The sequence below is a fragment of the gamma proteobacterium SS-5 genome (genome assembly GCA_009497875.2).
GTDB classification, from domain to species: domain Bacteria; phylum Pseudomonadota; class Gammaproteobacteria; order Chromatiales; family Chromatiaceae; genus Magnetovirga; species Magnetovirga frankeli.
Genome location: CP032508.2, coordinates 512,667 through 537,663, shown reverse-complemented (window position 1 = coordinate 537,663; position 24,997 = coordinate 512,667). Strand labels below are relative to the sequence as shown.

Sequence of the window (24,997 nt, the reverse complement as noted above, 5' to 3'; positions counted from 1 at the left end):
ACTTGCCCAGGAATAAGGGCCCAGCGCTGAATGGGAAGGCGATGACACAAGGTTGGCCAAATGATCAAGATCCTTCTTGTCGATGACCATGACCTGGTCCGCGTCGGTATGCGCCATATCATTGCCACCCGCCCCGAATTTGAGGTGGTGGGGGAGGCCGATTGCGGCGAACAGGCCCTCGTCCTGCTGCAACGGCAGCCGGTGGATCTGGTGCTGATGGACCTCAATATGCCCGGCATGGGCGGCATAGAGGCCACCCGGCGCATCACTGCCGCCTATCCGGATACCCGGGTGATCGCCCTCACCGCCCTGTCTGAAGACCCCTTTCCCAACTCCCTGCACAAGGCCGGGGCGCTGGGCTACATCAGCAAGGGCTGCACGCCACAGGAGCTGTTCAAGGCCCTGGTCGCGGTCGGTCAGGGGCGGCCCTTTATCTCCACCGAGGTGGCGCAAAATCTGAGCATCAGCGGCATACGCGGCCGCGAGACCAACCCCCTCAGCCTGCTCAGCGGGCGGGAACTGGACGTGCTCATGTTGCTGCTGGCCAACCACAGCCAGCAGGAGATCGCCGAGCTGCTGGACCTCAAACCCCGCACCGTGCGCACCTATCTGCACCGCGTTCGCTGCAAGCTGGATGTGGATACGGACCTGGGTCTGTTCTTGCTCTGCCTGCGCCACGGCCTACTGAAGGATAGGAGCAATGAAACCGCCAGTGTTTGACCCCGATTGCCGTGCCTGCCCGCGCCTGAGCCAATTTCTTGACCAGGTACGCCGCGAGTACCCCGATTATCATGCCGCCCCGGTAGCCCCCTTCGGCGTGGAACGGCCGCGCCTGCTGCTGGTCGGGCTGGCCCCCGGTATGCACGGGGCCAATGCCAGCGGCCGCCCCTTCACCGGGGACCACGCCGGCATCCTGCTCTATCGCACCCTGCATCAGTACGGTTTTGCCTCGGCTGCCGAGTCCATCGGCCAGGACGATGGCCTGCAACTGATCGACTGCCGCATCACCAATGCCGTCAAGTGCCTGCCGCCACAAAATAAGCCCAGCGGCGAGGAGATTCGCCGCTGTAACGCCTTCCTCGCCGCCGAGCTGGCGGGCCTGGCCGATGGCAGCCTGGTGCTGGCGCTGGGGGCCATTGCCCATCAGGCCGTGCTGCGTGGCCTGGGGCTGAGGCCCGCCCAGTACAAATTCGGTCACGCCGCCGAGCACCAGCTGGGTCGGCTGAGGCTGATCGACTCCTACCACTGCAGCCGCTACAACACCCAAACCGGCCGCCTCAGCGCGCCGATGTTCGCCGCCGTATTCGCCCGCGCACAAGAGATCCTGGCGCAGTCGGCCGACCCCGGCCACTGAGGCCGTAAACTTATCCACAGCTGATCCACAGCTAAATCACCCTTTATTCAGCAAAACACAACATCTTGTGTCTCATCTGCTGGCAAAACACCATATCTTGTGCCGACCCTTGCCAAGGGCCGGGTCTGAGGCTATCCTAATTCGCCTTATGTCGGAGTTATCAGAGGCGTCTCGGCGAGCCCTTGGGCAGGTGTCTCTGCCCTGGACGGGGAGCGTCAAGTCCCCAGGGACGGGTTTACGGCGTCCTGACCAAGGGCTTGCCGGGACAGCCAAGCCCAATTTAACGAAATAAAACCAACCGACCTGCAAAAACACCCTATCCAGTAACCCCAGCGCCCAGGAGATGGCATGGCACAAGAAGCCCTGAACCCCGTGATTTCCGATCAGCCCCCCCTGCCCCAAGCCCCCCATTCAGCGCAGCACTCCGGGCCCATCACCCCGGAGCATAGCTACGACTTCCACGTCATCCGCCGCAACGGCAAGATGATGCCCTTTGATCCAAACAAGATCAGCGTGGCCATGACCAAGGCCTTCCTCGCCGTGGAGGGCGGCAATGCCGCTGCCTCCCGACGGATTCACGAGACGGTGGACAAGCTTGCCGGCCAAGTCATCCAGGCCCTGACCCGCACCGCCTCCAACGTGCATGTGGAAGACATCCAGGATCAGGTGGAGCTGGTGCTGATGCGCTCCGGCGAGCACAAGGCCGCCCGCGCCTATGTGCTCTACCGCGCCGAGCGTGCCAAGGAGCGCGAGCAGGAGGCGGCGCGTAGCGGTGAGGATGCCGGCCTGGCCAAGGAGCAGCGGATTCAGGTCAGCCTGGCCGACGGCGGCAAGCGGCCGCTGGATATCCAGCGCCTGCGCGCCCTGGTGGAGGAGGCCTGCAACGGCCTGGATGAGGTGGCGGCCGAGGCCGTGCTGCAACACTGCCTGCGCAATCTCTACGATGGCGTCAGTGAAATCGACGTGGCCCAGTCGCTGGTGATGAGCGCGCGCACCCTGATCGACCAGGAGCCAAATTACTCCCAGGTGGCCGCGCGCCTGCTGCTCGACCAGCTGCGCCGCGAGGCGCTGGGCTTTCTGCATCTGGAGGCGGTCAACAACCAGGCGGAGATGGGGCAGGCCTATGCCGATTATTTCAGGGCCTATCTGCAGCGGGCGATTGAGCTGGAGCTGCTCGACCCGCGCCTGGCCCAGTATGACCTGGACCGGCTGATCGCCGCGATCCAGCCCGAGCGTGACCTCAACTTCAGCTATCTCGGCCTGCAGACCCTCTACGACCGCTATTTCATCCACGACCGGGACAAGAGCTGCTTCGAGCTGCCGCAGGCCTTCTTCCTGCGCGTGGCCATGGGTCTGGCGATCAACGAGATCGACCGCGAGGAGCGCAGCATCGAGTTCTACAGCCTGCTCTCCTCCTTCGATTTCATGAGCAGCACGCCGACCCTGTTCAACTCCGGCACCCTCAGACCGCAGCTGTCCAGCTGCTACCTGACCTCGGTGCCGGATCATCTGGATGGCATCTACAGCGCGATCAAGGACAACGCCCTGCTATCCAAGTACGCCGGCGGCCTGGGCAACGACTGGAGCCGGGTGCGCGGCCTGGGCTCGCACATCAAGGGCACCAACGGCAAGAGCCAGGGCGTGGTGCCCTTCCTCAAGGTAGCCAACGACACTGCGGTGGCGGTGAACCAGGGCGGCAAGCGCAAGGGCGCGGTCTGCGCCTATCTGGAGACCTGGCACATCGACATCGAGGATTTCCTCGAACTGCGCAAGAACACCGGCGACGAGCGCCGCCGCACCCACGACATGAACACCGCCAACTGGATTCCCGACCTGTTCATGCAGCGGGTGGCGGAGAACGGCAGCTGGACCCTGTTCAGCCCCAACGAGGTGCCGGACCTGCACGATCTCACCGGCAAGGCCTTCGAGCAGGCCTATACCGCTTACGAGCAAAAGGCCGAGCAGGGGCAGATGCGTATCACCCGCAAGCTCCAGGCGGTGGACCTCTGGCGCAAGATGTTGGGTATGCTGTTCGAGACCGGTCATCCCTGGATTGCTTTCAAGGACCCCTGCAACATCCGCTATACCAACCAGCATCTGGGTTCGGTGCACAGCTCCAACCTGTGCACCGAGATCACCCTGCACACCAACGATCAGGAAATCGCCGTGTGCAACCTGGGCTCGGTGAATCTGGCCGCCCATGTGGACGCCAATGGCCTGGACCTGGCCCGCCTGGAGCGCACCGTCAGCACCGCCATGCGCATGCTGGATAACGTCATCGACTACAACTACTACAGCGTGCCCCAGGCGCGCCGCTCCAACCTGCGCCACCGCCCGGTGGGCTTGGGCATCATGGGTTTTCAGGATGCCCTGTACAAGCTCGGCTACGCCTATGCCTCGGAGCAGACCCTGGAGTTCTCTGACCGCTCCATGGAGGCGCTGAGCTACTTTGCCATCAAGGCCTCCACCGATCTGGCGCAAGAGCGCGGTCGTTATTCCAGCTTTGAAGGCTCGCTGTGGAGCCAGGGCGTGCTGCCGATCGATTCCATGCAGCGCCTGGCGGAACAGCGCGGCAACTACCTGCAAGTGGACATGAGCCAGACCCTGGACTGGGACAGCCTGCGCCAGCGCGTCATGAGCGTGGGCATGCGCAACTCCAACTGCATGGCCATAGCGCCGACGGCGACCATTTCCAATATCGTCGGCGTCAGTCAGTCCATCGAGCCGACTTATCAGAACCTGTTCGTCAAATCCAACCTCTCCGGCGAGTTCACCGTGGTCAACCCCTACATGGTGCGGGAGCTGAAGCAGCGCGGTCTGTGGGACGAGGTGATGGTCAACGACCTCAAGTACTACGACGGCTCGGTCCAGCCCATCGACCGCATCCCGGCGGACCTCAAGGCGCTCTACGCCACCGCCTTCGAGATCGACCCGCGCTGGCTGGTGGAGGCCGGGGCGCGGCGGCAGAAATGGCTGGATCAGGCGCAGAGCCTGAACCTGTACCTGTCCGAACCCTCGGGCAAAAAACTCGACAACCTGTACAAGCTGGCCTGGGTGCGGGGACTGAAAACCACCTACTACCTGCGTTCCATGGGCGCGACCCATATAGAAAAGAATGTCACTGACGGCTCGGCCAACAAGCTCGGCCCGAGCGAGTTCGCCGCCAACAGCGACGCTCCCAAGGCCTGCAGCATCCTCGACCCCGAGTGCGAGGCCTGTCAGTAAAAGACTTTGGTCCGCAAATGAACGCGAATGGACGCAAATAGAAGGCATTGAAAGCAGGCAGCAGCGCGGGGCTCAGCTCGCAGCAATCACGCCTTTAGCCATTATTGATCTGCGTTTATTTGCGTTTTTTGCGGACTGAAATTCCCGAACAGCCCTAAATACCGATTACAGGAGTCCACCGCCATGTTGAACTGGGATGACCCCCTTGCCGCACCGACCGTTGTGACCAAAGCCACAGCCATAGAGAAACAGCCACAGCAGGAGGCCAACCCCCTGCTGGAAAACCGTGCCGCTCAGCTCATGGCTACCCATGCGGCCAATCCCCTGCACACCCTGGCCGAGCGCAAGCCGGTGAACCCGGACGACAAGCGGGTGGTCAACGGCATGACAGACATCAACCAGCTGGCACCCTTCAAATACCCCTGGGCCTGGGAGTTCTTCCTCAACGCCAACAAGAACCACTGGACCCCGCTGGACATCAACATGGCCCCGGATGTGCACGACTACCACCACAGGCTGACGGTGGAAGAGCGTCACGTCTATGAGAACGTGCTCGCCTACCTGACCACCTCCGACGTCCTCGCCATGCGCAACATCGGCCTGGCGGTGATGGAAAAGATGTCCGCCCCCGAGCTGCAGATCTACCAGGCGCGCCAGGTCTATGAAGAGGCCCTGCACACCTGGACCTACCAACACTGCATCGAGACCCTGGGCCTGGATCAGGGCGAGATCTACAACCGCTACCGGGTGGTGCCGGAGATCAACGGCAAGATCCAGATCGCCAACCGGCGGCTCAACTCGGTGCTGCGCGCCGACATCGACCTGCACGACCGCGACGAGCTGGAGAATTTTCTCCTTGCCTACATCTTCTTCGCCGGCATCTTCGAGGGCTGCTGGTTCTACAACGGCTTCAGCCCCATCTTCTCCCTACAAAGGCGCGGCCTGATGAAGGGCACCGCCGAGCAGTTTCAGTACATCATGCGCGACGAGGTCCTGCACGCCTCTTTCGGCATCCGTGTCGCCAAGCAGATCATGCACGAGGAGAAGATCAAGCCCCAGCCCCAGGCCCTGCGCGACCTGTGGGACGAATGCGAAGCGGCGGAAAGCCAATACGCCCACTACATACTGCGCGATCCCATCCTCGGCTACTCGGCGGCGGACCACCTGGAGCAGTTCCGCTACATCGCCAACCGCCGCGCTCGCCAGCTCGGCTTCGAGCAAGAGCCCTTCCCCGGTGCCCAGAACGTCCTCTCCTGGCTCGACGAGCAGGCCAACCTGCGCAAGGAAAAGAACTTCTTTGAGACAAGGGTCACCGAATACCAGACCGGCGGGGCATTGAATTGGGACTGACATCTAACAGCTGATCGACGATGCGGACACGACATGACTCGGGTTCCCGACGATTCTCTACAGCTTGCCGAGGACTTACGCCAGCAAACGCTTGCCGACCTAGCCGAATAAAGGCTTCTATTCTAGACCTGACCCCAAGCTTCCAGCTTCCTCTTGATGTTGACCAGTTTGGAGACTATAGTCATCAGTGTGTCTATTATGTTTTGAGGGATCATTATGCAGACAATCCAAGCATCTGAATTTAAGTCGAGATGCCTTGCCTTGATGGATGATGTAGCGCGCTCGGGCGAGGTGTTGGTGGTCACCAAAAATGGGCGACCGGTTGCTGAATTGCGACCTTATTCCGGGGGTAAACAGGGATCGCCTTTTGGTTTGCATTCAGGGCTTGAAATTACCGGGGATATTTTATCGCCAGTAGAGGAAGACGACTGGAAGGTGCTTGAGTGATCGTTCTGGATACTCATGCGCTACTGTGGATGGATCGTAATGATGCATCCTTGGGATCCCAGTCGCGTCACCTGATTGAAGATGCGTGGCACAGGGATACGGTTGCCGTGAGTGCAATCAGTTTTTGGGAAGTAGCGATGCTTGCCCAGCGCGGGCGCATTGTATTGCCGGTGGCAGTGGAGACTTTGCGTGCGGATTTGTTGCAGGCAGGTGTTCAGGAAATCTCTGTCAACGGGCGCATTGCCATGTTGGCAGCATCCTTTCATGATTTACATCGAGACCCTGCCGATCGTTTTATTATCGCCACCGCTATGCAGCATGATGCGCTGCTGGTTACCGCAGACAGTAAAATTCTTGAGTGGCAGGCAGACTTGGTTAGGCAGGATGCGCACAAATGATTCACGAGAGAGAAATCACCAAACGGCCCCTCGACGTTTCACGCGGATTTGAGTATATAGCGAGTCCCTGGGTCGGCGATTCTTCATTCATTTCATCATCTCATATTTTGACCAGAAACTGCGTTTTCGGCCATGGGACTGAATGATCTGCTCTTTGAACACTGTATGGTGATTGTATTCCTTCCAGTCGATGACCCTTGCTGCCAGTTTATCTAATTTTTTTAGATATTTAATTCCGTGTGGATAGGCCTTGGTGTAGCCGCGGCGCAGAATTGAGACAAGCAGACCACGGTATATCAGGCTGGTAGCAAGGTGTCGGTTTTCTGCCTCCATTGCGTCTGCCAGAGAGAGCAGGCTGCCGAAATGGTCACCATCTAGTTGATCGGTACGCCTCAGGAGATATGCCTCGGTTTCATCTATTTTCCCGACTGCAATCAGGAATTCTGCATCTGATCCCCGGAACCTGTCGGTTTTCAGGATTTGCTGGACTTCATCGCGGATAACATCATCCCTCTGGTCATGACCGATGACATCCAGCAGTGCCTGCAGGCTGTCAAGGGAATGATAGGACCTGAACTTCTGGTACAGAAGCGCCGTCAGTTTTTCAGAGTCGCCTTGCTTGTGGTAGATGTCCTCAAGGAGCTTGTCCCGTTCGTATGCCTGATAGGTTTCACCTTCAGGAATTTTCTTAAGCCAGGAATGGGCGGTTTCAACATCACCGCTTTCCAGATAGACGCGGGCAATGTCGATAAGTGCTGCCGTGGGCAGCTCGCCCCATGCCACGATGCGAGTCTTTTCAAACAGTTTTGCATCCTTGATCTGGCGGGCCAGTGATTCAATTAGGATCAGGTGATGGCGCTTGTTATATTCATCTGTTTCATTGTCTGCCCGTTTCTGAAGCCTTGTGAGCATGGTGCGGATAACCTTTTCGGGCAAGCACTCTCCGGCACAATCAATTAAGGCGTCCCGGATTCCGTAGTTATTTTTTTTATTCACTTTCAGCATGATGTCCGCAATTTTGTCCTTGTCGGAACATCGTTTGGCATAGTCAACAAACAGCACTTTGGCATCATGGCGAAACACATCGCCAATATACCCGCTGGAGTCATCACACATCTCAAAAACGGTCTCGTCTGCCTCATAAAATGCGGCAACCAGTTCTAGGCCGGTTAGTGGGTCATCCACGCCGGATTCCAAATCCTTCAGCAGGGTTACCAGATCCTGGGCAAAACCACCAGCATCCCGCCAGTCAAAAAACCGCCTTGAACGTTTCAGGGCGGCAAGCTTCTTCTTGAAGCGCTGAGTATTTTCCTTTGTTGTGGCAATCAGCTGTTCTATTAGATCATCTGCCTCAGCGGAATAGACGGCAAGACTCAACAAGGCATCTGCAAGGGCCGCTGGCCCCAGATCCATCAATTTTTGTTTTCGGGGATCAGTCATTTGCTTGTCCTCCAAGCGCGACTCCCGCCCTTGCAACAGGGGCTGGACACTGAGCTGTGGCCAGCGGATACTGGCCCTTGTTTCTGAGAACCTCATTGCTGTCATCTTGAAACGCCTGCTCCATCAATCTCTCAGGGCCATATTCATCAACAAGGCTGAAGTTGCCTCCGAAAGGGGGAGGCAGGTTCGGACCGGCCTATTCGGAAATAGGCTCTCTGGCGGGATTGGCTCAGGCCGCGTCCCCGGTCACGGCCTTGTGGATCAGGGGGGTTAGGGATTCGGGCAACCTCAGCTTGCCGCTGAGGGCAAAATCCCGCGCCTGCTGGGACATCTTGCGCCAGGTCTTGCGGATGATCTCCAGCCATTTTTCCTCGCTGTATTCTGGGTGCCTTTCGGCAAAACCGAGCAGATAGTGCTCGATGAACACCAGATCGGCGCAGTCTTCCAGCAGCTGACTGTTGGCGTTGACCTTGAGGCCGCGTTTGCCTACCGCCTTTTTTACCTCTTCGATAAACTCCGCCGCATAGCCGGCCTCGGCCAGTAGCTTGGCGGCGGTTTCGGCATGGAATTTGTAGAGTGCAGTACGCCACTGCAGGTAGCCGTTGCGGTCCATGGGGTAGTCGCTGCGGGGTGATTTCCAGCGTTCTATGTGCTGGGCACGCACGGCCAGCTTGACGACCTCGTTGGCATCCGGGGCAAAACGATCGATCATATCCGCCATGCGCCTTGAGTAGAGCAGCTCCTTGGGCCAGGCCTTGCCGTCTGCCATTTCCTGATTGGGGTCTTCGCCATTAGCGGCATCGAACAGGGTCAGGGCTTTTTCGTAAGCGGTGGACATAGGGGTCTCCAGGATGAGGGAAGAAATTGGTCTCTTGATATACATCAAGAGCGGCAAAAAGGCCAGGGGCGGCAGGCTTCGACCCTTCTGCCAGACCCAGGACGGTGCCCTGTTTAGCCTGGGTTTCTGTCCCTTTGTTGCGGGCAAAAAAAACCGCCGGAGCTTTGCAGGTCCGGCGGAAAAGTGGAGGAGTGCAGTTAGAGCCACCTAACTGTGGGGGTTATAATCCTCTTCTAATCACTTATCGACAATGACAATTCACAATTGGATGAATCTTTTTCATGCAGCGACGCGTCCCCTTCTTCACGGGCCCCCTGAAACGGCCGGGTCAGCAGCAGATCCGCTTCTGGCTGTTCATCAGCGCGGCGGAATTTCTGCGCTATTACCAGGGTGAGGCCGCCATTGTCACGGTAACCGCCGAGGATGGCCGACGCATTCGGTTTCCCGCTCGGCACCTGCGCGACTTCATTACCCACGAAGGCATTTACGGTCGATTCGAGTTGCGTTTGGACAAGAACAACCGTTTTATCGATCTGAAAAAGCTCAAGGACCTGAGGACAAGATATTAGCAGGGGGCCTGTGGCTACAGCCGACTAATAGAACACCTTGCAGCCGAGCTTTTCCGGCTCGGCATCGCCCCAGCGGGCGGCGGCGTTTTGGTTGGGGTCGTAGGCGACCTGACCTGCCAACAGGCGTCGGGCGAATCGAGCGGCGCTGATCTGCTTGCCCGGCTGGTATTGGATACGGCCGCAGGCCTGGTCCAGATAGGGGCTGATGGTATCCAGGCTGCCGCTTTCCGAGCCTGTGGCGGTGAGCCTCAGGTGGGCCAGGGCCTTTTTGATCTTGCCATCGCGGGAGGGGGTGGAGTAGGCGTCGTATTCGGCGTAGTCCATGCAGCGCGAGCCGATCTTGCGCTTGAAGGCCAGTGCCTCATCCACGCTGCCCACCCGTTGCTGGATCTGATGGCAGATCTCACCGGACAGACGCGTCAGCTTGGCCTGCTTGGGCTCTGCCTCCAGGGCCAGTTTCTGTTGCAGGGCGTCGGCGTAGATACCTTCGCTGGCGCTGGGCAGGTCGTACTGATCGATACCGTAGCCGGGCAGACGGCGTTCGGCCTGGTTGAACTGGCCGGGCTGCTTCCACCAGCGGAAGGAGCCGCCCTTGCGCTCGGGGATGAAGCTGACCAGGGTGGTGTGCTCCAGGCGCTGCACCTTGGCCGGCACCGTGGATTTGAGGTAGTGGACGACGCCGTTGCGCTCCACCCGGGTGACGATCTGGTCATGCCCCGGCTGTTCGCTGCCGTCCTTCAGGCGTCTGGGCAGGGCGGCCACCACGCCAGGGCGGAAGTGCTTTCGCTCCAGCGCTATGGGATAGGTATCCTGCATGATGGTCACCGAGCTGACGCCGTTGCCGACCTGGTCGATGAAGCGGCGCAGACGCTGGCGTGCGGGCAGGTGATCGAACTCGCCGCTGCTGTTGCTCAGGCGGCCGTTGAGGGCGGCGAATGGCAGCCGGTTCTCATAGGCGAAGATCAGCCGGGCGTAATAGACCGCATCGGCGCAGTCGTGCCGGATCCCGGCATAGGGGCCTCGGGTGAAGAAGTCGGCACCGAATTCCTTCGCCACCCAGTCGCTGAAGCGCTGCTCCCAACGCTCATTCCATTGATTCTTGTTGGGCCAGACGGCGGCCTGGCCATTGAGGCCGATGCACAGCAGGCCGAGGATCAGATAGCGCATGGTGTGGCTCCTGGGGTTGAGGGTGGGGAGTCAGGCTCAGGCGGTTTGGATGATGCGATCGACGAAGTCCTTCAGGGCCTGCTGGCAGGCCTGGTCCATGCTGGTGAACTCGATGCCGCAGCCAAGCCGGTCACCGACCTGGCGCAGGGCCTGTATCCTGGCGTAGATGGGCCGGGTCTGGCTGCTCAGCAGGGAGGGGGCGAAGCTGAGCTTGATCTCCACCGGGGCCGGCTCGATGTGGGGGATGAGGGCGAACATGCCCTGATAGCTCATGTCCTTGACCCGGCCGGTATAGACCTGAGGCAGCACCTGCTTGTTTTTCTCCACCACCTGGAACTCGAAGGGGGCATCAAAGGCCACCCGTGGGCCGGCCCGCTCCTCGCGCCGGGGCACGTCCATGGGCAGGGGCCAGCGGGTGGAGAGCAGCTCGTACAGGGTGACTACCTTCTCGCTGCCCTTGACGCGGATGGCGTTGGGTGTGCCTACCTCGACCTGGTCGGCCACCTCGCGGTAGCTGTTTTCGCTCAGCAGGATCTGGCCGCGCAGGGTCTGCGCCTCGATCCGCGAGACCAGATTCACCTCGTTACCGATCACGGTGAATTCGTTGTGCAGATAAGAGCCGAGCAGGCTGGCGGTGACCGTGCCGGTGTTGATGCCTATGCCCATGTGCAGCGCGGGCAGGCCCAGCTCCTGGTTGGTGCGGTTGACGTCGTCCATCGCCAGCTGCATCTCCACGGCGCAGGCGACGGCGCGCAGGGCGTCGTCCTCGTGCTCATCCAACATGCCGAACACGGCCATGATGGAGTCGCCCATGTATTTGTCGATAGTGCCCTCGTACTGGGCAATGATCTCGTTCATCTGGGCGAAATAGCGGTTGAGCATGCCCACCACGTCCTCGGCGCTGGTGGTCTCGAAGATGCCGGTAAAGCCGCGCAGGTCGGATAATAGCAGGGTGACTTTCTTGTTTTCGGTTTCAGGCATGCCGGGCTATTCCAGGTGGTGGATGGGTTTTTCAGCCGTTGGGTCGGGCGTGGGCCGACAGCGTTTGAGTTTACACCAGGAGCCTGCCGGATTTACTGTGAAACATCCGTGGCAACTCACGAGTCCCTAGTCCCGGAGCCGCCAAGAGATGTTTCATGTTCCGGGGTGTCGCTGTCCGCTCCATGTCCGTTAGGATGCCCTTAACCTGGCGCAATCGGAACGCAAAGATCGCAAAGAAAACGCTAACAACGCAAAGCCTTATACAAATTGAAAGGCCGCAGCCCGGATGGCGCGCAGCGGAATCCCGCATGGGTAGGATGCAATTTCTTGACATTTTATTCGGCATTTCACGGGCAAGAAACTGGGAGAGGGTTTAGCAAATCCTTGGTCGTCTTGTCTTTGGCTATGTAAAATAGCGCCATGGCCTTCGATCTTTCCCCCATAGTTTCACCCCTTGTGCGTAATTTGGGCACCCTGCTGAACCGGGGGGTGGAAAAAATGACCGCCAACCGCCAGAGGACGACAGCGATTCAACCCACCCTGATCCCCCGCCCCGAGCACAACATCTCCCGCGCCAACATCAGCCAGGGTGCCCTGCGCGTGCTGCGCCAGCTGAAGGATGCCGGCTTTGCCGCCCATCTGGTAGGCGGCGGCGTGCGCGACCTGCTGCTGGGGCGTGAGCCGAAGGACTTCGACGTGGCCACCGACGCCCATCCGGATCAGGTCAAACAGGTGTTCGGCCGCCATTGCCGCCTGATTGGCCGCCGCTTCCGCCTGGCCCATGTGCGCATGGGGCGCGAGATCATCGAGGTGGCCACCTTCCGCGGCCGGGCCGATGCCAAGCCAGGGGCGGACCCCGGCAACGGCATGTTGCAGCAGGACAATGTGTACGGCAGCATCGAGGAAGACGCCCTGCGGCGCGACTTCACCATCAATGCCCTGTACTACAACATTGCCGATTTCTCGGTGCTGGATTTCGGCCAGGGCATGGTCGATCTGCGTGCCGGCACCCTGCGCCTGCTCGGCGATCCGCAGCAGCGCTTCCAGGAAGACCCGGTGCGCATGTTGCGGGCGGTGCGCTTTGCCGCCAAGCTGGGCTTCAACATAGATCGCCAGATGGAGCGCCTGATCCCGCGCCACGCCGACCTGCTCAAGGAGGTACCCTCGGCCCGGCTGTATGACGAATGTCTGAAGCTGTTCCACGGCGGCCAGGCCCTGGAGACCTTCGAGAAGCTGCGCCACTATCACCTGTTCGAGGTGCTCTTTCCCGACACCGAGCGCTGCCTGGCAGATGAAGAAGAGCACTTCCCCATCACCTTCGTCAGCCACGGCCTGCACAATACCGACCAGCGCATCAATCAGGACAAGCCGGTGACCCCCGCCTTCCTGTTCGCCGTCCTGCTGTGGGAGCCGGTGCGGCGTCAGGCCAGAATCCTGCGTGAGCAGGAGGGCGAGGCCGAGATCCCCGCCCTGCAGCAGGCCGGTGGCGAGATGATTGCGCGTCTGGTCAGGCGGGTAGCGGTACCGCGCCGCTTCAGCCTGATGATGCGCGAGATCTGGCAGCTACAGCCGCGCTTTGATCAGCGTCAGGGCAAGCGACCGCTGCGCCTGGCCAGCCACCCGCGCTTTCGCGCCGCCTACGACTTCCTGCTGCTGCGCGCCCAGGCCGGCGAGGTGGAACAGGAGCTGGCCGACTGGTGGACCCAGTTCCAGCAAAACGAGGGTGCCGGGGTGACAATAGACCCCGAGTTGAGCGAGGATACGGCACCCAAAAAACGCCGTCGCCGACGACCACGGAAAAAACCGGAGCAAAGCCAATCATGAGCAAGACCTGCTACATCGGCCTGGGCAGCAACCTGGAGAACCCGGTCGAACAGCTGCAAACCGCCCTGCAGGCGCTGGCCGCCCTGCCCGGCGTGCGCCTGCGTCAGACATCTTCCTTCTACCGCAACCCGCCCATGGGGCCGCAGGATCAGCCGGACTACATCAATGCCGTGGTCGAGCTGGAGCTGGACATGCCCGCCGAGGCCCTGCTGGAGCAGCTGCAGCGGATCGAAAACGAACACGGCCGCGAGCGCAATGGTGAACGCTGGGGGCCGCGCACCCTGGACCTGGACATACTGCTTTATGGCGAGGAGTTCATCGATAGCACGCGCCTGACCGTGCCCCACCCTGGCCTTGCCAAGCGCGCCTTTGTCCTGCTGCCGCTGTATGAAATCGCCCCGGAGCTGGTGGTGCCCGGCCTGGGCTCGGTGGCCAAGCTGCTGGAGGCCTGTGACACCTATGAGCTTGAGGCGATCGACCTTGACCCTGGCAATGATCACTAGGTCAGGCCTAGCGGCATGAGCACCGAGAAGCTGCAACGGCTCGGCTTCGTGGTGGTGGAGGGGGCCATTGGCGTGGGCAAGACCAGCTTCGCCCAGCGTCTGGCCGACCACCTGGGCAGCGATACCCTGTTCGAGGCACCGGAGGAAAACCCCTTTCTGGAACGTTTCTATCAGGAAAAATGCAATCTGGCCCTGCCCACCCAGCTCTATTTCCTGTTCCAGCGCAGCCGCCAGATCCAGGCCCTGATGGAGGGCGACCTGTTCCGCTCGCGCCTGGTGGCGGACTTCATGCTGGACAAGGACCCCCTGTTCGCCCGGGTCAACCTGGACGGCGATGAGCTGGAGCTGTACCAACAGGTATTCACCAACATGCGGCTGGAATCCCCCCGGCCGGACCTGGTCATCTACCTGCAAGCCCCGGTGGAATGCCTGCTGGAGCGCATCAAACGGCGCAATCGCCCCAGTGAAGGCAACATGGATGCCGATTACCTGCAACGCCTGAGTGATGCCTACAGTGAGTTTTTCTACCACTATGACCGCTCACCCCTGCTCATAGTCAACACCGAGGGGCTGAACCTGGCCGAGGGCGAAGAGGATTTCAACCTGCTCATGCAGCGCATCATTGAATGCGAATACGGCCGCCATTACTTCAACCCCATGCCCCTGTTGACCGCCTGAACCCAATCCATGGACCCAGACCATGAGCCAGATCAATATCCAGACCCTGCTGGGGATGAAACAAGATGGCGAGAAGATCGCCATGCTCACCTGTTATGACGCCGGCTTCACCCCCCTGCTGGAGCAGGCCGGGGTGGATGTCTTGCTGGTGGGCGACTCCCTGGGCATGGTGATCCAGGGCCATGGCACCACCCTGCCAGTGACCGTGGAGCAGATCGTCTATCACTGCGCCTGCGTCAGCCGTGCCCGCCAGCGCAGCTTCGTCATCGCCGACCTGCCCTTTCTCAGCTATTACGACGAGGCCAGTGCCCTGCGCAGCGCCGCCCAGCTGATGCAGCAGGGCGGGGCGCAGATGGTCAAGCTGGAGGGCGGCGAGGGCCAGCTGGCGCGGGTGGCCAATCTGGCCGCCCATGGCGTACCGGTGTGCGGCCATCTCGGCCTGCAACCCCAGCTGGTACACCAACTGGGCGGTTACCGCACCCAGGGCAAGGACGTCGACAGCGCCGAGCGCATGCAGCGCGAGGCGCGCCTGCTGGAGAGCGCCGGGGCGCAGATGCTGGTGCTCGAATGCGTACCCGCCGCGCTGGCGGCACGCATCAGCCAGGCCCTGAGCATCCCGGTGATCGGCATAGGCGCAGGCCCGGACTGCGACGGCCAGGTGCTGGTGCTCTACGACGTGCTCGGCATCACCAGCGCCCCACCCCCCTTCGCCAAGGACTTCATGCAGGCTACGGGCACCATCCCGGCGGCCCTCAAGGCCTATGTCAAGGCCGTGCGTCAGGGGCAGTTTCCTGCCACGGCCAAGGCCCGGACATGATCCTGGCCGAGACGCGGGGGCAACTGGAGGCCAGCCTTGAGGACTGGAGCGCAGCTGGGGAGCGTATCGCCCTGGTGCCGACCATGGGCAACCTGCACGAGGGCCATCTGCGGCTGGTGGGCGAGGCCCAGGCCCTGGCATCGCGGGTGGTGGTGAGTATCTTCGTCAACCCCCTGCAGTTCGGTCCCCAGGAGGACTTTGCCAGCTACCCGCGCACCCTGCAGGCGGACCGGGAGCTGTTGCAGGCACAGGGGGCCGATCTGCTGTTTGCCCCGCCCGTCGAGCAGGTCTATCCCCAGGGCCAGCAGGGGCATACCCAGGTAGAGGTGCCGGATATCTCGGCGCAACTCTGTGGTGCCAGTCGGCCGGGGCACTTCAGCGGCGTGGCCACCGTGGTGTGCAAGCTGCTGAACCTGGTGCGGCCACAGCTGGCCCTGTTCGGCGAGAAGGACTATCAGCAGTTACTGGTGATCCGCCGCATGGTGGCCGATCTGGCCCTGCCGGTGCAGATCATCGGCGTACCCACGGTGCGCGAGGCCGATGGCCTGGCCCTGAGTTCACGCAACCGCTACCTGAGCACCGAGCAGCGCCAGCAGGCCCCACGGCTCTACCGCACCCTGTGCTGGCTGGCCGAGGGTCTGAAGGCGGGCGCAGGGGACTTTGCGCTGCTGGAGCAGGAAGCCTGCGCACGCCTGAGCCAGGCCGGTTTCCAGCCGGATTACGTCAGTATTCGGCGCAGCCAGGATTTGGCCCCAGCCGGCCCCCAAGACCACAGCCTGCGCCTGCTGGCCGCCGCCCAACTGGGCCAGGCGCGGCTGATCGACAACCTGGGCCTGGTGCTGACCGCTGAAAGCTGAAAACTGGCGGCTTTCGTAATAACCAGCACTTCCTTTATCCTGCATCTCCCCCTGTTACAGGTTTATATTGACCCATGGTCACCACCACCAGCACCACGGACCCCCGCTATCGCGCCAACAGCGGCGAGGGCTACGACGGCGTGGCACGGCTGAGCATCAACGGCCACAGCGGCAGTGGGGCCCTGCTCTACGATGGCCGCGCCCTGCTCACCGCCGCGCACCTGTTCGATGGCGTCAGCGGCCGTGTCCAGGTGCGCTTTGATACCCCCTCGGGCAGCAGCACCCAGGAGGCCGGGCGGGTGCTGATTCACCCCGACTACAACAGTGATCAGGGCAACAACGACCTGGCCCTGGTCTGGCTGGAGCAGGCACCGGCGGATGCCGATCGCTACAACCTCTATCGGGATGCCGATGAACTGGGGCAAGCCTTCAGCCTGGTGGGCTACGGTGCCACCGGCAGTGGCAGTAGCGGTGCCAGCAGCCAGACTGGCAGCATAGTGCGTTACCGGGCAGAGAATCGCTTTGAGGCCGAGGGCGATGAATTAAAGACGCAGATGGGCGCGGGCATGTCCTGGAGCCCCACCCCAGGCAGCCAGCTGCTGGCGGATTTCGACGACGGCAGCGCCGCCCATGATGCCCTGGGACGGCTTATGGGCCTGAACGACCTGGGACTGGGGCTGGCGGAGGGGCTGATCGCCCAGGGTGACAGCGGCGGCCCGGCGCTGCTTGGCGGCCAGATCCTCGGCATTGCCACCTACACCGCCAGCCTGAGCCGTGCGGGCGTGAATCCGGATATCGATCAATACAGCAACAGCAGCTTCGGCGAGTTGGCCGCCTGGCAGCGGGCCAGTCACTACCAGCAATGGATCGACCAGAGCCTGCGCAGCCAGTACAATGAGGCCCCAACCAGCCCGGCCGAGGTGATCAAGGCCCTGGCCGAGGGCGATGTCGGCACCCAGCTGGTCTTTTTTCTGCTCCAGTTCAGCGGGGTGCGCAGCCAGCCCGAGGCCATCGTCAGCGTGGATTATGCCAGCCGCGATGGCAGCGCCCAGGCCGGCAGCGACTACATCGCCGTCAGTGGCCGGTTGAATCTCTACCCCGGAGAGAACCAGGCGGTGATCCCGGTGGAGGTCATAGGTGATACCCTGGCCGAGCCGGATGAGACCTTCTATCTGGACGTATTCAACCCGGTCGGCGGCAGCTTCGGCCCCGGCGTGGTCAAACTCACCGCCATGCGCACCCTGCTCGATGACGACGGCTGGCTGGCCTGAACCCGGTTTACACCCACAAGCCCAAGAGGAAATCCCATGAGCGAAGAACCCACACTGACCCTGGATGGCAAGGAATACAAGATGGCCGACCTGTCCGATGCGGCCAAGGCGCAGGTGCAAAACATCCAGCTGACCGATGCCGAGATCCAGCGCCTCAACACCCAGCTGGCCATAGCCCAGACCGCGCGCAACACCTACCTGCAGATACTCCAAACAGAATTGCCAACCGCCTGATGGCGCTGATTGCCCAATCCATCACCCTGTATTACGACCAGGGGCGGGACCGGCTCAACCTGCTGTTCCTCGATGCCGAACAGCAACGCCTGACCGGCGTGCTCACCCGGCGTCTGCTCAAGGGCTGGCTGGATCTGCTGCCGGATTGGCTGAGCAAGCACTCACCCCACGCCAACTCGCAATACCGGCGGGAGATAGAGCAGCTACAGCACCAGCAGGCCCAGCAGCAGGTGCCGGTGATGCAGAATCAGGTCTCCCTGGCGGCCCCATCGGCCAGCTTTCTGATAGAAACCCTCAACATGAATCTGCTGGGCAACGGCTCGGTACGCCTGAGCTTCATCAACGGCGACCGTCAGCAGGAGGTGATCCTGGTGCTAACTATCTCGGAGCTGCACAAGCTGTTGGCCGAGATGCTGGCCAAGGTCGAGGACTGGGATCTGATCAACCCCTGGATGCCCGACGCCCTGGGGCCGGGCGGCAGCGGACTGCACGCGCTGCATTGACGCAGCGCCGCCAGTCTCGATGATGAAGGCAATGATCCTGGCCGCCGGGCGCGGCGAGCGTATGCGGCCCCTCACCGACCACTGTCCCAAGCCACTGCTGCCGGTGGCCGGCAAACCCCTGATCCAGTATCACATCGAGCGTCTGGCCGAGGCGGGCTTCGACCAGCTGGTGATCAACCACGCCCACCTGGGCGAGCAGATCGAACGCCACCTGGGCGATGGCGGCCGCTGGGGGCTGAGCATCCGCTATTCCCCCGAGGCCCCCGCCCTGGAGACCGGCGGCGGCATCTTCCGCGCCCTGCCCCTGCTCGGTAGCGGGCCCTTTCTGGTGATCAACGGCGATGTCTGGACCGACCTGGACCTGGCCCGACTGCATCGGCTCCAACCCCAGGGCCTGGCCCACCTGATCCTGGTACCCAACCCGCCCCATCATCCGACCGGGGACTTCTACCTGCAACAAGGCCAGGTGCGGGATACGGACACAGAAACGGCCGGGGCCGAACGGCTCACCTTCAGCGGCATAGGCCTGTATCGGGCACAGCTGTTCGCTGGCTGCGCGGATGGCCCCTTCCCCCTGGCCCCCCTGCTGCGCCGGGCCATGGCCAGGGGCCAGGTCAGCGGTGAGCGCCATGCAGGCTGCTGGATGGACATAGGCACCCCGCAGCGCCTGAACGAGCTGGAGGCCCAGCTCAAAAGCGGCGATGGGGCAAGGCCCAGGACAGCCCGAGTTGATTAAACCCAGAAGCAACCGACAACCGGGCGTAGCCCGGATGGAGCGCAGCGGAATCCGGGGTTAATGCTGATCCCGCTGAGGGACAGGGGAGCTAACGGCCTGAGTAGTCAGGTAGAACTAACCGCCGCAGCAGCTCTCGGCATTGGCGTTGCCCGCGCAGCGGCCGACCAGTCCGCCGCCAAGCCAGAGATTGACCGCATCCCGCGAGGGCAGCCCGCCGGCATGCACCACCCGCTCATCCACCACCACGCCGGGAGTGGTCATCACGCCATAGGCGGCAATGGCGGCAACATCCTCTACCTTTTCCAGCTGTACCTCGATGCCCTGGGCCTTGGCCTGCTCTTCAATCAGCTTCAACGTGGCTTCGCAATTGGCGCAGCCGGAACCCAGCACCTTGATCTGTTTCATTTAAGATAACTCCTGACATGATTGAAACGCGCATGTTAACCCAATCCCGCCTGGCCAGGGGCAATAACCCTTGTATCACCAGGGGAGCGGGCCTATCGGCGCAACCGGTTGAGCAGTTATATTGCACGATTCTCTTAACAATATGGGTAGAGACTTGGCCTCCCCCTTGGCAAAAGGGGGGGATTTGAGTTGCCCCTTGGTAAAGGAGGATTTGACTCGCTCTCCTTAGAGATCAACCTATATTCCTCAGTTAAGCCACAGAGACACAGACGCCTCCAGGGCCACCGATGATCCAGTCATCGGTTTGGCATGACCTACCTCCCTGTAGGCCCGACGAAGGAGGTAGAGCGAAGCCTGGAGCCAGAGCCGACGACTCCAGGGACGGAGGAGGTAGAGCGAAGCCTGGAGCCAGAGCCGACGACTCCAGGGACGGAGGAGGTAGAGCGAAGCCTGGAGCCAGAGCCGAGATCACAGAGTTGTTTCAAAGAGTTACACATAAAAGGCGATGAACGTTCGCTTTCCAACACATTGATTTTTCTCTGTATGCTCTGTGGCTCTGTGGCCAAATGCTCTTTTTAGGATCAAGAGTGGGCGAGTGGTTAGGAGCTGATGGGTAAATCTGATGAGTAAAGCAGAACTCAGGTCTTTCTTTTGCCGCCTGCCCAGGCCAGGGGCACGCTTGCGCCTGTTTTGTTTTCCCCATGCCGGGGGCGGGGTGACGGCCTTTCATGCCTGGCCGGAGCTATTGCCCGAGGGTATCGAGTTGCACGCGGCCCAGTTGCCGGGGCGGGAGCGGCGTCGGCATGAGCCCTTGCAGACCGACATAGCGACCATGGCAGATGAGTTTGCCGCCGATGTGCTGGCCATGACCGATAGACCCATCGCCCTGTTTGGCTTCAGCATGGGTGCCTTGCTCGCCTACGAGGTGGCGCACCGCCTGTCCGGGCAAGCCGGGATCGGCCTCAATCATCTCTTGGTGGCGGCTCGGCGCGCACCCCATCTGCCCTATGATCGACCGATTCATCATCTACCCGATGAGGCCTTCATCCAGGAGTTGCAGCAGAAATACGGCGGCCTGCCGGATGTGGTGCGCGAAAGCCGGGAACTGCTCGATTATTTCCTGCCCATCATCCGCGCCGATCTGACCCTGCTGGAGACCTACTGCCATAGCCCAGGCACACTCCTGGACTGCCGCATCAGCGTTTACGGCGGCACCCAGGATAGCTCCACGACGCCTGCCCAGCTGGATGCCTGGTCCCAGCACAGCCGCTGGGGCAGCGATACCCTGATGATCGAGGGGGGACATTTCTTCCCCCAAGCGAATCTTGAGGCCCTGTTGGCGGATATCAGCAGACGCCTGCTGCCGACAGGTGCAGTTTAACGATCATGGGGCAGCCCCACACCGATCTGAGCCAGGTGCGGGGCATCCCGGAACACGAAACATCCCCTGGCGGCTCCGGAACTCGGGGCCTAAGCCCGGCGGGTGAGACTGCAAGCCTGCTTGCAACGCCCTCAGGCAAACAGGTTGAAGCCCCAGCCTACCAGGGTGAAGGCTGTGGCCAGTACGCCGGCAAAGAGAGCCAGGGCGGGCCATTGGATTACCTTGCGCAGGATGATCATCTCCGGCAGGGACAGGGCGGCAATGCTCATCATGAAGGCCAGGGTGGTGCCTATGGCTACCCCCTTGCCGAGCATGGCCTCGGCCACCGGGATGACGCCGGCGGCGTTGGAATACAGGGGTACGCCGAGCAGCACGGCAGCGGGCACCGCCAGCCAGTTGCTGGCACCACCCAGGTGTTGACTGACCCAGTCTTGCGGCACATAGCCGTGAAACAGGGCACCGACGGCGATGCCGGCGACCACCCATTTCCATAGGCGGCGCAGGATCTCCCTGACCTCGCCCCAGGCATAACGGTGGCGGCCACGCAGGGAGGTGTCGGGTTCTGCTAGTTGCATCTGGCCCATCTGGATCTTCCACACATAGCCCTCTACCCAGCGTTCTGGCCTGAATTTTTCCATGACCACCCCGCCCACATAGGCAACCGTCAGCCCAGCGGCGACATACATCAGGGTCAGCTTCCAGCCGAGGATGCCGATCAACAGCACCACGGCCACTTCATTGATCATGGGCGAGGCGATGAGAAAGGAGAAGGTGACGCCCAGCGGGATACCGGCCTCGACAAAACCGATAAACAGTGGAACCGAGGAGCAGGAGCAGAAAGGCGTCACCGCGCCCAGGCCGACGGCGGCGCTGCGCGCCAGCCACTTGGGCTTGCCGCGCACGTAGTCGCGCACCTTCTCCGCTGACAGCAGGGCGCGCAGCAGGCCCATGAGGTAGATGATCAGCACCAGCATGACGAAGATCTTAACCAGGTCCATGACAAAGAAATGCAGCGCCGCGCCGACCTGGGAGGCAGGCTCCAGGCCCAGCAGATCGAACACCAGCAGCTGGGCAAGGGCGTCAAACATGGGTGACAATCCTTGAATGATTGGCGAAGGCCTTGGCAGTGATTTCGCGTTGAACGGACATGGGTTCTACCTTTCCGGATCGGGATGAAATCAGATACAGGGCGATTATATCTAATTATTTCAATATAAAAGCAATAACATGTTTTGACTGTGCAATCATATCCGGTATGGCCGCCGGTAAGCAAGGCATCAGGTCAATTATCTTATTATTTTAAAAAGTTAACGTCTGATTGTCATGGTCCTGGACGAGCGCTTTGAAATCTGCTCAACCTGTACTAATATACATAAATATTTATATATTGCGCCTTCTCAGGCTTCCCCTGGCCCTGTCTTTGCCCATCCGTAGGGATCGAGAATGATCAAGCATCTGACCCTGTTTTCCGCCCTGGCCCAGGAGACCCGCCTGACCTGCCTGATGCTGCTGCTCAAGCACGGCGAGCTGTGCGTCTGCGAGCTGACCCAGGCGCTGGCGCTGGCCCAGCCCCATGTCTCCCACCACCTGGCCAAGCTGCGCAAGGACGGCATCTTGCTCGACCGGCGCCAGGGGCTGTGGGTGCATTACCGAATCAACCCTCAGCTACCCGACTGGGCCATGGGTGTGCTGCGCGAAGCGGCCCGGTCCTTCGATCTACCACCCCTGCTGGACCGACCGCCAGATGCGGTGATGGCCGGACGCCAGCAGCCACCGCAGTGTACCTGACGGCCTTGGCCAGCCGCGGACAGACCTGCAAATGCCCTTGAATCTTATCTAGGAAAACACATGAATAAAGTCATTGCGCTGCTCCTGATATGCCTGACCGGCCCCCTCTGGGCGGCGGATTTCCTCGTCGATGCCGACTGGCTGAGTGAGCGTATCGACGATGACAAGCTGGTGATCCTGGAGGTGCGCTATCACCCGCACCGTTATTACACCGTCGGCCATATGCCCGGCGCCATCCAGGTGCAGCGGTTCAAGGACCTGGGCGACAACCAGGTCGCGACCCTGATGCGTTTTCCCTCGCGCCAGGCCTTTGAGCAGACCCTGCGCCGCTGGGGTGTGAACGACGACTCCACCCTGCTGCTCTATGACGACTCCAGCACCGCCCTGGCTGCGCGCCTCTATTACCTGCTGGAGCTCTACGGCTTCAACATGGCGCAGGTGAAGATTCTCAACGGCGGCACCCTCGACTGGGCGGCCTTTGAAGAACTGACTCAGGAGCCAACGCCGACGCCAACACCGGGCACAGTGACCCTCAAACAGGCCAACCCCGAGCTGTTCGTTGAATGGCCGCAGGTCTATGACGACGTGGTCTCCCGCCGCGACCCCGCTGTGGTCCTGCTGGATGCCCGACCCAAGGATATGTATACCGGCAAGGTCATTCGCCACTCCATCATGGCCGGCCACATCCCCGGCGCCATCAACGTGGTCAGCCTGGACGGTACCAGCAGCCAGAAATGGAAGTCGGACGCGGAGCTTGCGGCCATGTATCAGGCCATCCCCAAGGACAAGCGCATCTACGCCTACTGCCACGACGGCTTTCGCATGGGCCTGGCCTATGTGCAGCTGAAACATTTGGGTTACACAGATGTGCGACTCTATAACGGCGGCTGGTCGCACTGGGGCAACCAGCTGACCCTGCCGGTAGTGGAGGGCGAACAGCCCTACAGCGGCGATTTTGATTTGTAAGAGTTTCGGACGCAGAGGGCGCTGAGAAGCGCAGAAAGCGCAGAGAAGGAAGTCCTTTGTTCTACAGAGAATGAGTCCGCAAATGAACGCGAATTAACGCCAAGTTGTTTCTGCGGTCGCGGGCTGAATGGGCGCGCGGGCGGCTGTGACCCGCCCGTGCTCATTGGTCTGAAGCCAGATTACAGCTTGAAACCACTCTGCGGTCTTTGCGCTTCTTTGCGTCCTCTGCGTCCCTTGATTCAATTTTCAGGAGTATCACGATGACTATCAGATTAGGTATCAACGGCTTTGGCCGTATGGGACGGCTGGGTTTGCGGGCGGGTTGGGGCAAGCCGGAGCTGCGCTTTGTGCGAGTGAATGAGATCGCCACCGATGCGGCGGGCTCAGCGCACCTGCTCAAGTTTGACTCGGTGCATGGCACCTGGGCTCCCGAGTGCAGCGGCGCAGGGGAGCAGATGCAGATCGACGGCCAGCAGCTGGCCTACAGCAGCCATGCTGCCATTGCCGATGGCGACTGGTCCGACTGCGATATCGTCATCGAGGCCACCGGCAAGCACCACAAGAAGCCCGAAAGCCTGCAGGCCTATTTCGACCAGGGGGTGAAGAAGGTCATAGTCGCCGCCCCAACCCAGGGTGCGCTCAACATCGTTTACGGCATCAACGACCATCTCTACGACCCAGCGGTCAACCACCTGATCACTGCCGCCAGCTGCACCACCAACTGCCTGGCGCCGGTGGTCAAGGTGATGCACGAAAAGGTCGGCATCAAGCACGGTTGCATGACCACCATCCACGACATCACCAACACCCAGACCATAGTGGATAAAGGCCACAAGGACCTGCGCCGGGCGCGGGCCTGCGGCAATTCCCTGATCCCCACCACCACTGGCTCGGCCAAGGCCATCACCAAGATCTTCCCCGAGTTGGAAGGCAAGCTCAACGGCCACGCCGTGCGCGTGCCCCTGCTCAACGCCTCGCTGACGGACTTCGTCTTTGAAGCGGCGCGCCCGGTCAGCGCCGAGGAGATCAACGGCTATTTCAAAGCCGCCGCCGAGGGCGAGCTGAAAGGCATATTGGGCTACGAAGAACGCCCGCTGGTGTCGGTGGACTACGTCAACGACCCCCGCTCCAGCATCGTCGATGCCCTCTCCACCATGGTCATCAACGGCACCCAGGTGAAGATTTATGCTTGGTATGACAATGAGTGGGGATATGTCAATCGCATGATGGACCTGGCGTGCAAAGTGGCCCTCGGTCTGAAGTAG

Annotated in this window: 26 protein-coding genes; 20 read left to right on the top strand and 6 right to left on the bottom strand. The window is 61.2% G+C overall.

Translation table 11 applies throughout. The features are described 5' to 3' along the window. The first annotated feature begins 60 nt into the window (after positions 1-60). The 6 genes from D5125_07770 (at position 61) to D5125_07745 (ending at position 6,774) form a co-directional block, all read left to right on the top strand. Positions 61-720: a response regulator gene (locus tag D5125_07770; protein ID QFY89395.1), complete on the top strand. Its 660-nt coding sequence runs from the start codon at positions 61-63 to the stop codon at positions 718-720. Beyond that, a complete protein-coding gene (locus D5125_07765; protein QFY89394.1) occupies positions 701-1,354 on the top strand; it encodes a uracil-DNA glycosylase in 654 nt (217 codons plus the stop codon). The genes D5125_07770 and D5125_07765 overlap by 20 nt, the downstream gene beginning before the upstream one ends. A 348-nt stretch (positions 1,355-1,702) precedes the next feature. Then, on the top strand, positions 1,703-4,579 hold the full coding sequence (locus D5125_07760) for a ribonucleoside-diphosphate reductase subunit alpha (GenBank protein QFY89393.1): 2,877 nt from the start codon (positions 1,703-1,705) through the stop codon (positions 4,577-4,579). Positions 4,580-4,762: 183 nt separating this feature from the next. Then, positions 4,763-5,929, top strand: a complete 1,167-nt coding sequence (locus D5125_07755; GenBank protein ID QFY89392.1) for a ribonucleotide-diphosphate reductase subunit beta — start codon at positions 4,763-4,765, stop codon at positions 5,927-5,929. A gap of 216 nt (positions 5,930-6,145) precedes the next feature. Continuing rightward, a complete protein-coding gene (locus D5125_07750; protein QFY89391.1) occupies positions 6,146-6,376 on the top strand; it encodes a type II toxin-antitoxin system Phd/YefM family antitoxin in 231 nt (76 codons plus the stop codon). Then, on the top strand, positions 6,373-6,774 hold the full coding sequence (locus tag D5125_07745; protein ID QFY89390.1) for a type II toxin-antitoxin system VapC family toxin: 402 nt from the start codon (positions 6,373-6,375) through the stop codon (positions 6,772-6,774). Before D5125_07750 ends, D5125_07745 begins: the two co-directional genes overlap by 4 nt. An 87-nt stretch (positions 6,775-6,861) precedes the next feature. On the opposite strand, the gene D5125_07740 is transcribed toward D5125_07745, so the two are convergent. Both D5125_07740 and D5125_07735 read right to left on the bottom strand, forming a co-directional pair. Then, complete coding sequence (locus D5125_07740) at positions 6,862-8,214, bottom strand: hypothetical protein (protein ID QFY91086.1); 1,353 nt, start codon at positions 8,212-8,214, stop codon at positions 6,862-6,864. A gap of 229 nt (positions 8,215-8,443) precedes the next feature. Further along, positions 8,444-9,052, bottom strand: coding sequence for a DUF4202 domain-containing protein (locus D5125_07735; protein QFY89389.1), 609 nt, complete (start codon positions 9,050-9,052; stop codon positions 8,444-8,446). 281 nt (positions 9,053-9,333) lie between these two features. Between D5125_07735 and D5125_07725 the strand changes: the two genes are divergently transcribed. Continuing rightward, the gene (locus tag D5125_07725) at positions 9,334-9,621 is read left to right on the top strand and encodes a DUF2835 domain-containing protein (protein QFY89387.1); all 288 of its coding nucleotides are present in this window, start codon (positions 9,334-9,336) and stop codon (positions 9,619-9,621) included. A 24-nt stretch (positions 9,622-9,645) separates the two neighbouring features. On the opposite strand, the gene D5125_07720 is transcribed toward D5125_07725, so the two are convergent. Further along, the gene (locus D5125_07720; GenBank protein QFY89386.1) at positions 9,646-10,788 is read right to left on the bottom strand and encodes a hypothetical protein; all 1,143 of its coding nucleotides are present in this window, start codon (positions 10,786-10,788) and stop codon (positions 9,646-9,648) included. Positions 10,789-10,824: 36 nt separating this feature from the next. Then, positions 10,825-11,769 carry a PilZ domain-containing protein gene (locus D5125_07715; GenBank protein ID QFY89385.1) on the bottom strand — a complete coding sequence of 315 codons (945 nt, stop codon included), beginning with the start codon at positions 11,767-11,769 and terminating at the stop codon, positions 10,825-10,827. Positions 11,770-12,267: 498 nt separating this feature from the next. Here D5125_07715 and pcnB point away from each other — a divergent pair, with 498 nt between their 5' ends. From pcnB to D5125_07670, 9 genes are all read left to right on the top strand, one after another. Further along, complete coding sequence (gene pcnB / locus D5125_07710) at positions 12,268-13,593, top strand: polynucleotide adenylyltransferase PcnB (GenBank protein ID QFY89384.1); 1,326 nt, start codon at positions 12,268-12,270, stop codon at positions 13,591-13,593. After that, complete coding sequence (folK, locus tag D5125_07705) at positions 13,590-14,096, top strand: 2-amino-4-hydroxy-6-hydroxymethyldihydropteridine diphosphokinase (protein QFY89383.1); 507 nt, start codon at positions 13,590-13,592, stop codon at positions 14,094-14,096. The genes pcnB and folK overlap by 4 nt, the downstream gene beginning before the upstream one ends. Before the next feature lie 15 nt (positions 14,097-14,111). Further along, positions 14,112-14,774, top strand: a complete 663-nt coding sequence (locus tag D5125_07700; GenBank protein ID QFY89382.1) for a deoxynucleoside kinase — start codon at positions 14,112-14,114, stop codon at positions 14,772-14,774. A 22-nt stretch (positions 14,775-14,796) separates the two neighbouring features. Continuing rightward, on the top strand, positions 14,797-15,591 hold the full coding sequence (gene panB, locus D5125_07695; GenBank protein ID QFY89381.1) for a 3-methyl-2-oxobutanoate hydroxymethyltransferase: 795 nt from the start codon (positions 14,797-14,799) through the stop codon (positions 15,589-15,591). Beyond that, complete coding sequence (locus D5125_07690) at positions 15,588-16,448, top strand: pantoate--beta-alanine ligase (protein QFY89380.1); 861 nt, start codon at positions 15,588-15,590, stop codon at positions 16,446-16,448. The genes panB and D5125_07690 overlap by 4 nt, the downstream gene beginning before the upstream one ends. Positions 16,449-16,522: 74 nt before the next feature. After that, complete coding sequence (locus tag D5125_07685; protein ID QFY89379.1) at positions 16,523-17,719, top strand: trypsin-like serine protease; 1,197 nt, start codon at positions 16,523-16,525, stop codon at positions 17,717-17,719. Between the two features lie 36 nt (positions 17,720-17,755). Beyond that, positions 17,756-17,953, top strand: a complete 198-nt coding sequence (locus D5125_07680; protein QFY89378.1) for a hypothetical protein — start codon at positions 17,756-17,758, stop codon at positions 17,951-17,953. Next, positions 17,953-18,456, top strand: a complete 504-nt coding sequence (locus tag D5125_07675; GenBank protein ID QFY89377.1) for a hypothetical protein — start codon at positions 17,953-17,955, stop codon at positions 18,454-18,456. Before D5125_07680 ends, D5125_07675 begins: the two co-directional genes overlap by 1 nt. Positions 18,457-18,478: 22 nt before the next feature. After that, a complete protein-coding gene (locus D5125_07670; protein QFY91085.1) occupies positions 18,479-19,192 on the top strand; it encodes a nucleotidyltransferase family protein in 714 nt (237 codons plus the stop codon). A 114-nt stretch (positions 19,193-19,306) separates the two neighbouring features. Here the strand turns inward: D5125_07670 and D5125_07665 are convergent, their stop codons facing one another. After that, positions 19,307-19,597: a thioredoxin family protein gene (locus tag D5125_07665; GenBank protein QFY89376.1), complete on the bottom strand. Its 291-nt coding sequence runs from the start codon at positions 19,595-19,597 to the stop codon at positions 19,307-19,309. 622 nt (positions 19,598-20,219) lie between these two features. On the opposite strand from D5125_07665, the gene D5125_07660 reads away from it, so the two are divergent. Continuing rightward, positions 20,220-20,978, top strand: coding sequence for a thioesterase (locus D5125_07660; GenBank protein QFY89375.1), 759 nt, complete (start codon positions 20,220-20,222; stop codon positions 20,976-20,978). 131 nt (positions 20,979-21,109) lie between these two features. On the opposite strand, the gene D5125_07655 is transcribed toward D5125_07660, so the two are convergent. After that, positions 21,110-22,066: a permease gene (locus D5125_07655; GenBank protein ID QFY89374.1), complete on the bottom strand. Its 957-nt coding sequence runs from the start codon at positions 22,064-22,066 to the stop codon at positions 21,110-21,112. A gap of 355 nt (positions 22,067-22,421) precedes the next feature. On the opposite strand from D5125_07655, the gene D5125_07650 reads away from it, so the two are divergent. The 3 genes from D5125_07650 (at position 22,422) to D5125_07640 (ending at position 24,997) form a co-directional block, all read left to right on the top strand. After that, positions 22,422-22,766, top strand: a complete 345-nt coding sequence (locus D5125_07650; GenBank protein QFY89373.1) for a metalloregulator ArsR/SmtB family transcription factor — start codon at positions 22,422-22,424, stop codon at positions 22,764-22,766. Positions 22,767-22,826: 60 nt separating this feature from the next. After that, the gene (locus D5125_07645) at positions 22,827-23,732 is read left to right on the top strand and encodes a sulfurtransferase (protein ID QFY89372.1); all 906 of its coding nucleotides are present in this window, start codon (positions 22,827-22,829) and stop codon (positions 23,730-23,732) included. Between the two features lie 260 nt (positions 23,733-23,992). Further along, positions 23,993-24,997 (top strand): ArsJ-associated glyceraldehyde-3-phosphate dehydrogenase, encoded by a 1,005-nt coding sequence (locus tag D5125_07640; GenBank protein ID QFY89371.1) that lies wholly within the window; start codon positions 23,993-23,995, stop codon positions 24,995-24,997.

Bases quoted from the DNA above. Each gene is read 5' to 3' on its own strand.
- D5125_07770 (QFY89395.1), top strand. From the start codon at position 61: ATGATCAAGATCCTTCTTGTCGATGACCATGACCTGGTCCGCGTCGGT.
- D5125_07765 (QFY89394.1), top strand. From the start codon at position 701: ATGAAACCGCCAGTGTTTGACCCCGATTGCCGTGCCTGCCCGCGCCTG.
- D5125_07760 (QFY89393.1), top strand. From the start codon at position 1,703: ATGGCACAAGAAGCCCTGAACCCCGTGATTTCCGATCAGCCCCCCCTG.
- D5125_07755 (QFY89392.1), top strand. From the start codon at position 4,763: ATGTTGAACTGGGATGACCCCCTTGCCGCACCGACCGTTGTGACCAAA.
- D5125_07750 (QFY89391.1), top strand. From the start codon at position 6,146: ATGCAGACAATCCAAGCATCTGAATTTAAGTCGAGATGCCTTGCCTTG.
- D5125_07740 (QFY91086.1), bottom strand. From the start codon at position 8,214: ATGACTGATCCCCGAAAACAAAAATTGATGGATCTGGGGCCAGCGGCC.
- D5125_07735 (QFY89389.1), bottom strand. From the start codon at position 9,052: ATGTCCACCGCTTACGAAAAAGCCCTGACCCTGTTCGATGCCGCTAAT.
- D5125_07725 (QFY89387.1), top strand. From the start codon at position 9,334: ATGCAGCGACGCGTCCCCTTCTTCACGGGCCCCCTGAAACGGCCGGGT.
- D5125_07720 (QFY89386.1), bottom strand. From the start codon at position 10,788: ATGCGCTATCTGATCCTCGGCCTGCTGTGCATCGGCCTCAATGGCCAG.
- D5125_07715 (QFY89385.1), bottom strand. From the start codon at position 11,769: ATGCCTGAAACCGAAAACAAGAAAGTCACCCTGCTATTATCCGACCTG.
- pcnB (QFY89384.1), top strand. From the start codon at position 12,268: ATGACCGCCAACCGCCAGAGGACGACAGCGATTCAACCCACCCTGATC.
- folK (QFY89383.1), top strand. From the start codon at position 13,590: ATGAGCAAGACCTGCTACATCGGCCTGGGCAGCAACCTGGAGAACCCG.
- D5125_07700 (QFY89382.1), top strand. From the start codon at position 14,112: ATGAGCACCGAGAAGCTGCAACGGCTCGGCTTCGTGGTGGTGGAGGGG.
- panB (QFY89381.1), top strand. From the start codon at position 14,797: ATGAGCCAGATCAATATCCAGACCCTGCTGGGGATGAAACAAGATGGC.
- D5125_07690 (QFY89380.1), top strand. From the start codon at position 15,588: ATGATCCTGGCCGAGACGCGGGGGCAACTGGAGGCCAGCCTTGAGGAC.
- D5125_07685 (QFY89379.1), top strand. From the start codon at position 16,523: ATGGTCACCACCACCAGCACCACGGACCCCCGCTATCGCGCCAACAGC.
- D5125_07680 (QFY89378.1), top strand. From the start codon at position 17,756: ATGAGCGAAGAACCCACACTGACCCTGGATGGCAAGGAATACAAGATG.
- D5125_07675 (QFY89377.1), top strand. From the start codon at position 17,953: ATGGCGCTGATTGCCCAATCCATCACCCTGTATTACGACCAGGGGCGG.
- D5125_07670 (QFY91085.1), top strand. From the start codon at position 18,479: ATGAAGGCAATGATCCTGGCCGCCGGGCGCGGCGAGCGTATGCGGCCC.
- D5125_07665 (QFY89376.1), bottom strand. From the start codon at position 19,597: ATGAAACAGATCAAGGTGCTGGGTTCCGGCTGCGCCAATTGCGAAGCC.
- D5125_07660 (QFY89375.1), top strand. From the start codon at position 20,220: ATGAGTAAAGCAGAACTCAGGTCTTTCTTTTGCCGCCTGCCCAGGCCA.
- D5125_07655 (QFY89374.1), bottom strand. From the start codon at position 22,066: ATGTTTGACGCCCTTGCCCAGCTGCTGGTGTTCGATCTGCTGGGCCTG.
- D5125_07650 (QFY89373.1), top strand. From the start codon at position 22,422: ATGATCAAGCATCTGACCCTGTTTTCCGCCCTGGCCCAGGAGACCCGC.
- D5125_07645 (QFY89372.1), top strand. From the start codon at position 22,827: ATGAATAAAGTCATTGCGCTGCTCCTGATATGCCTGACCGGCCCCCTC.
- D5125_07640 (QFY89371.1), top strand. From the start codon at position 23,993: ATGACTATCAGATTAGGTATCAACGGCTTTGGCCGTATGGGACGGCTG.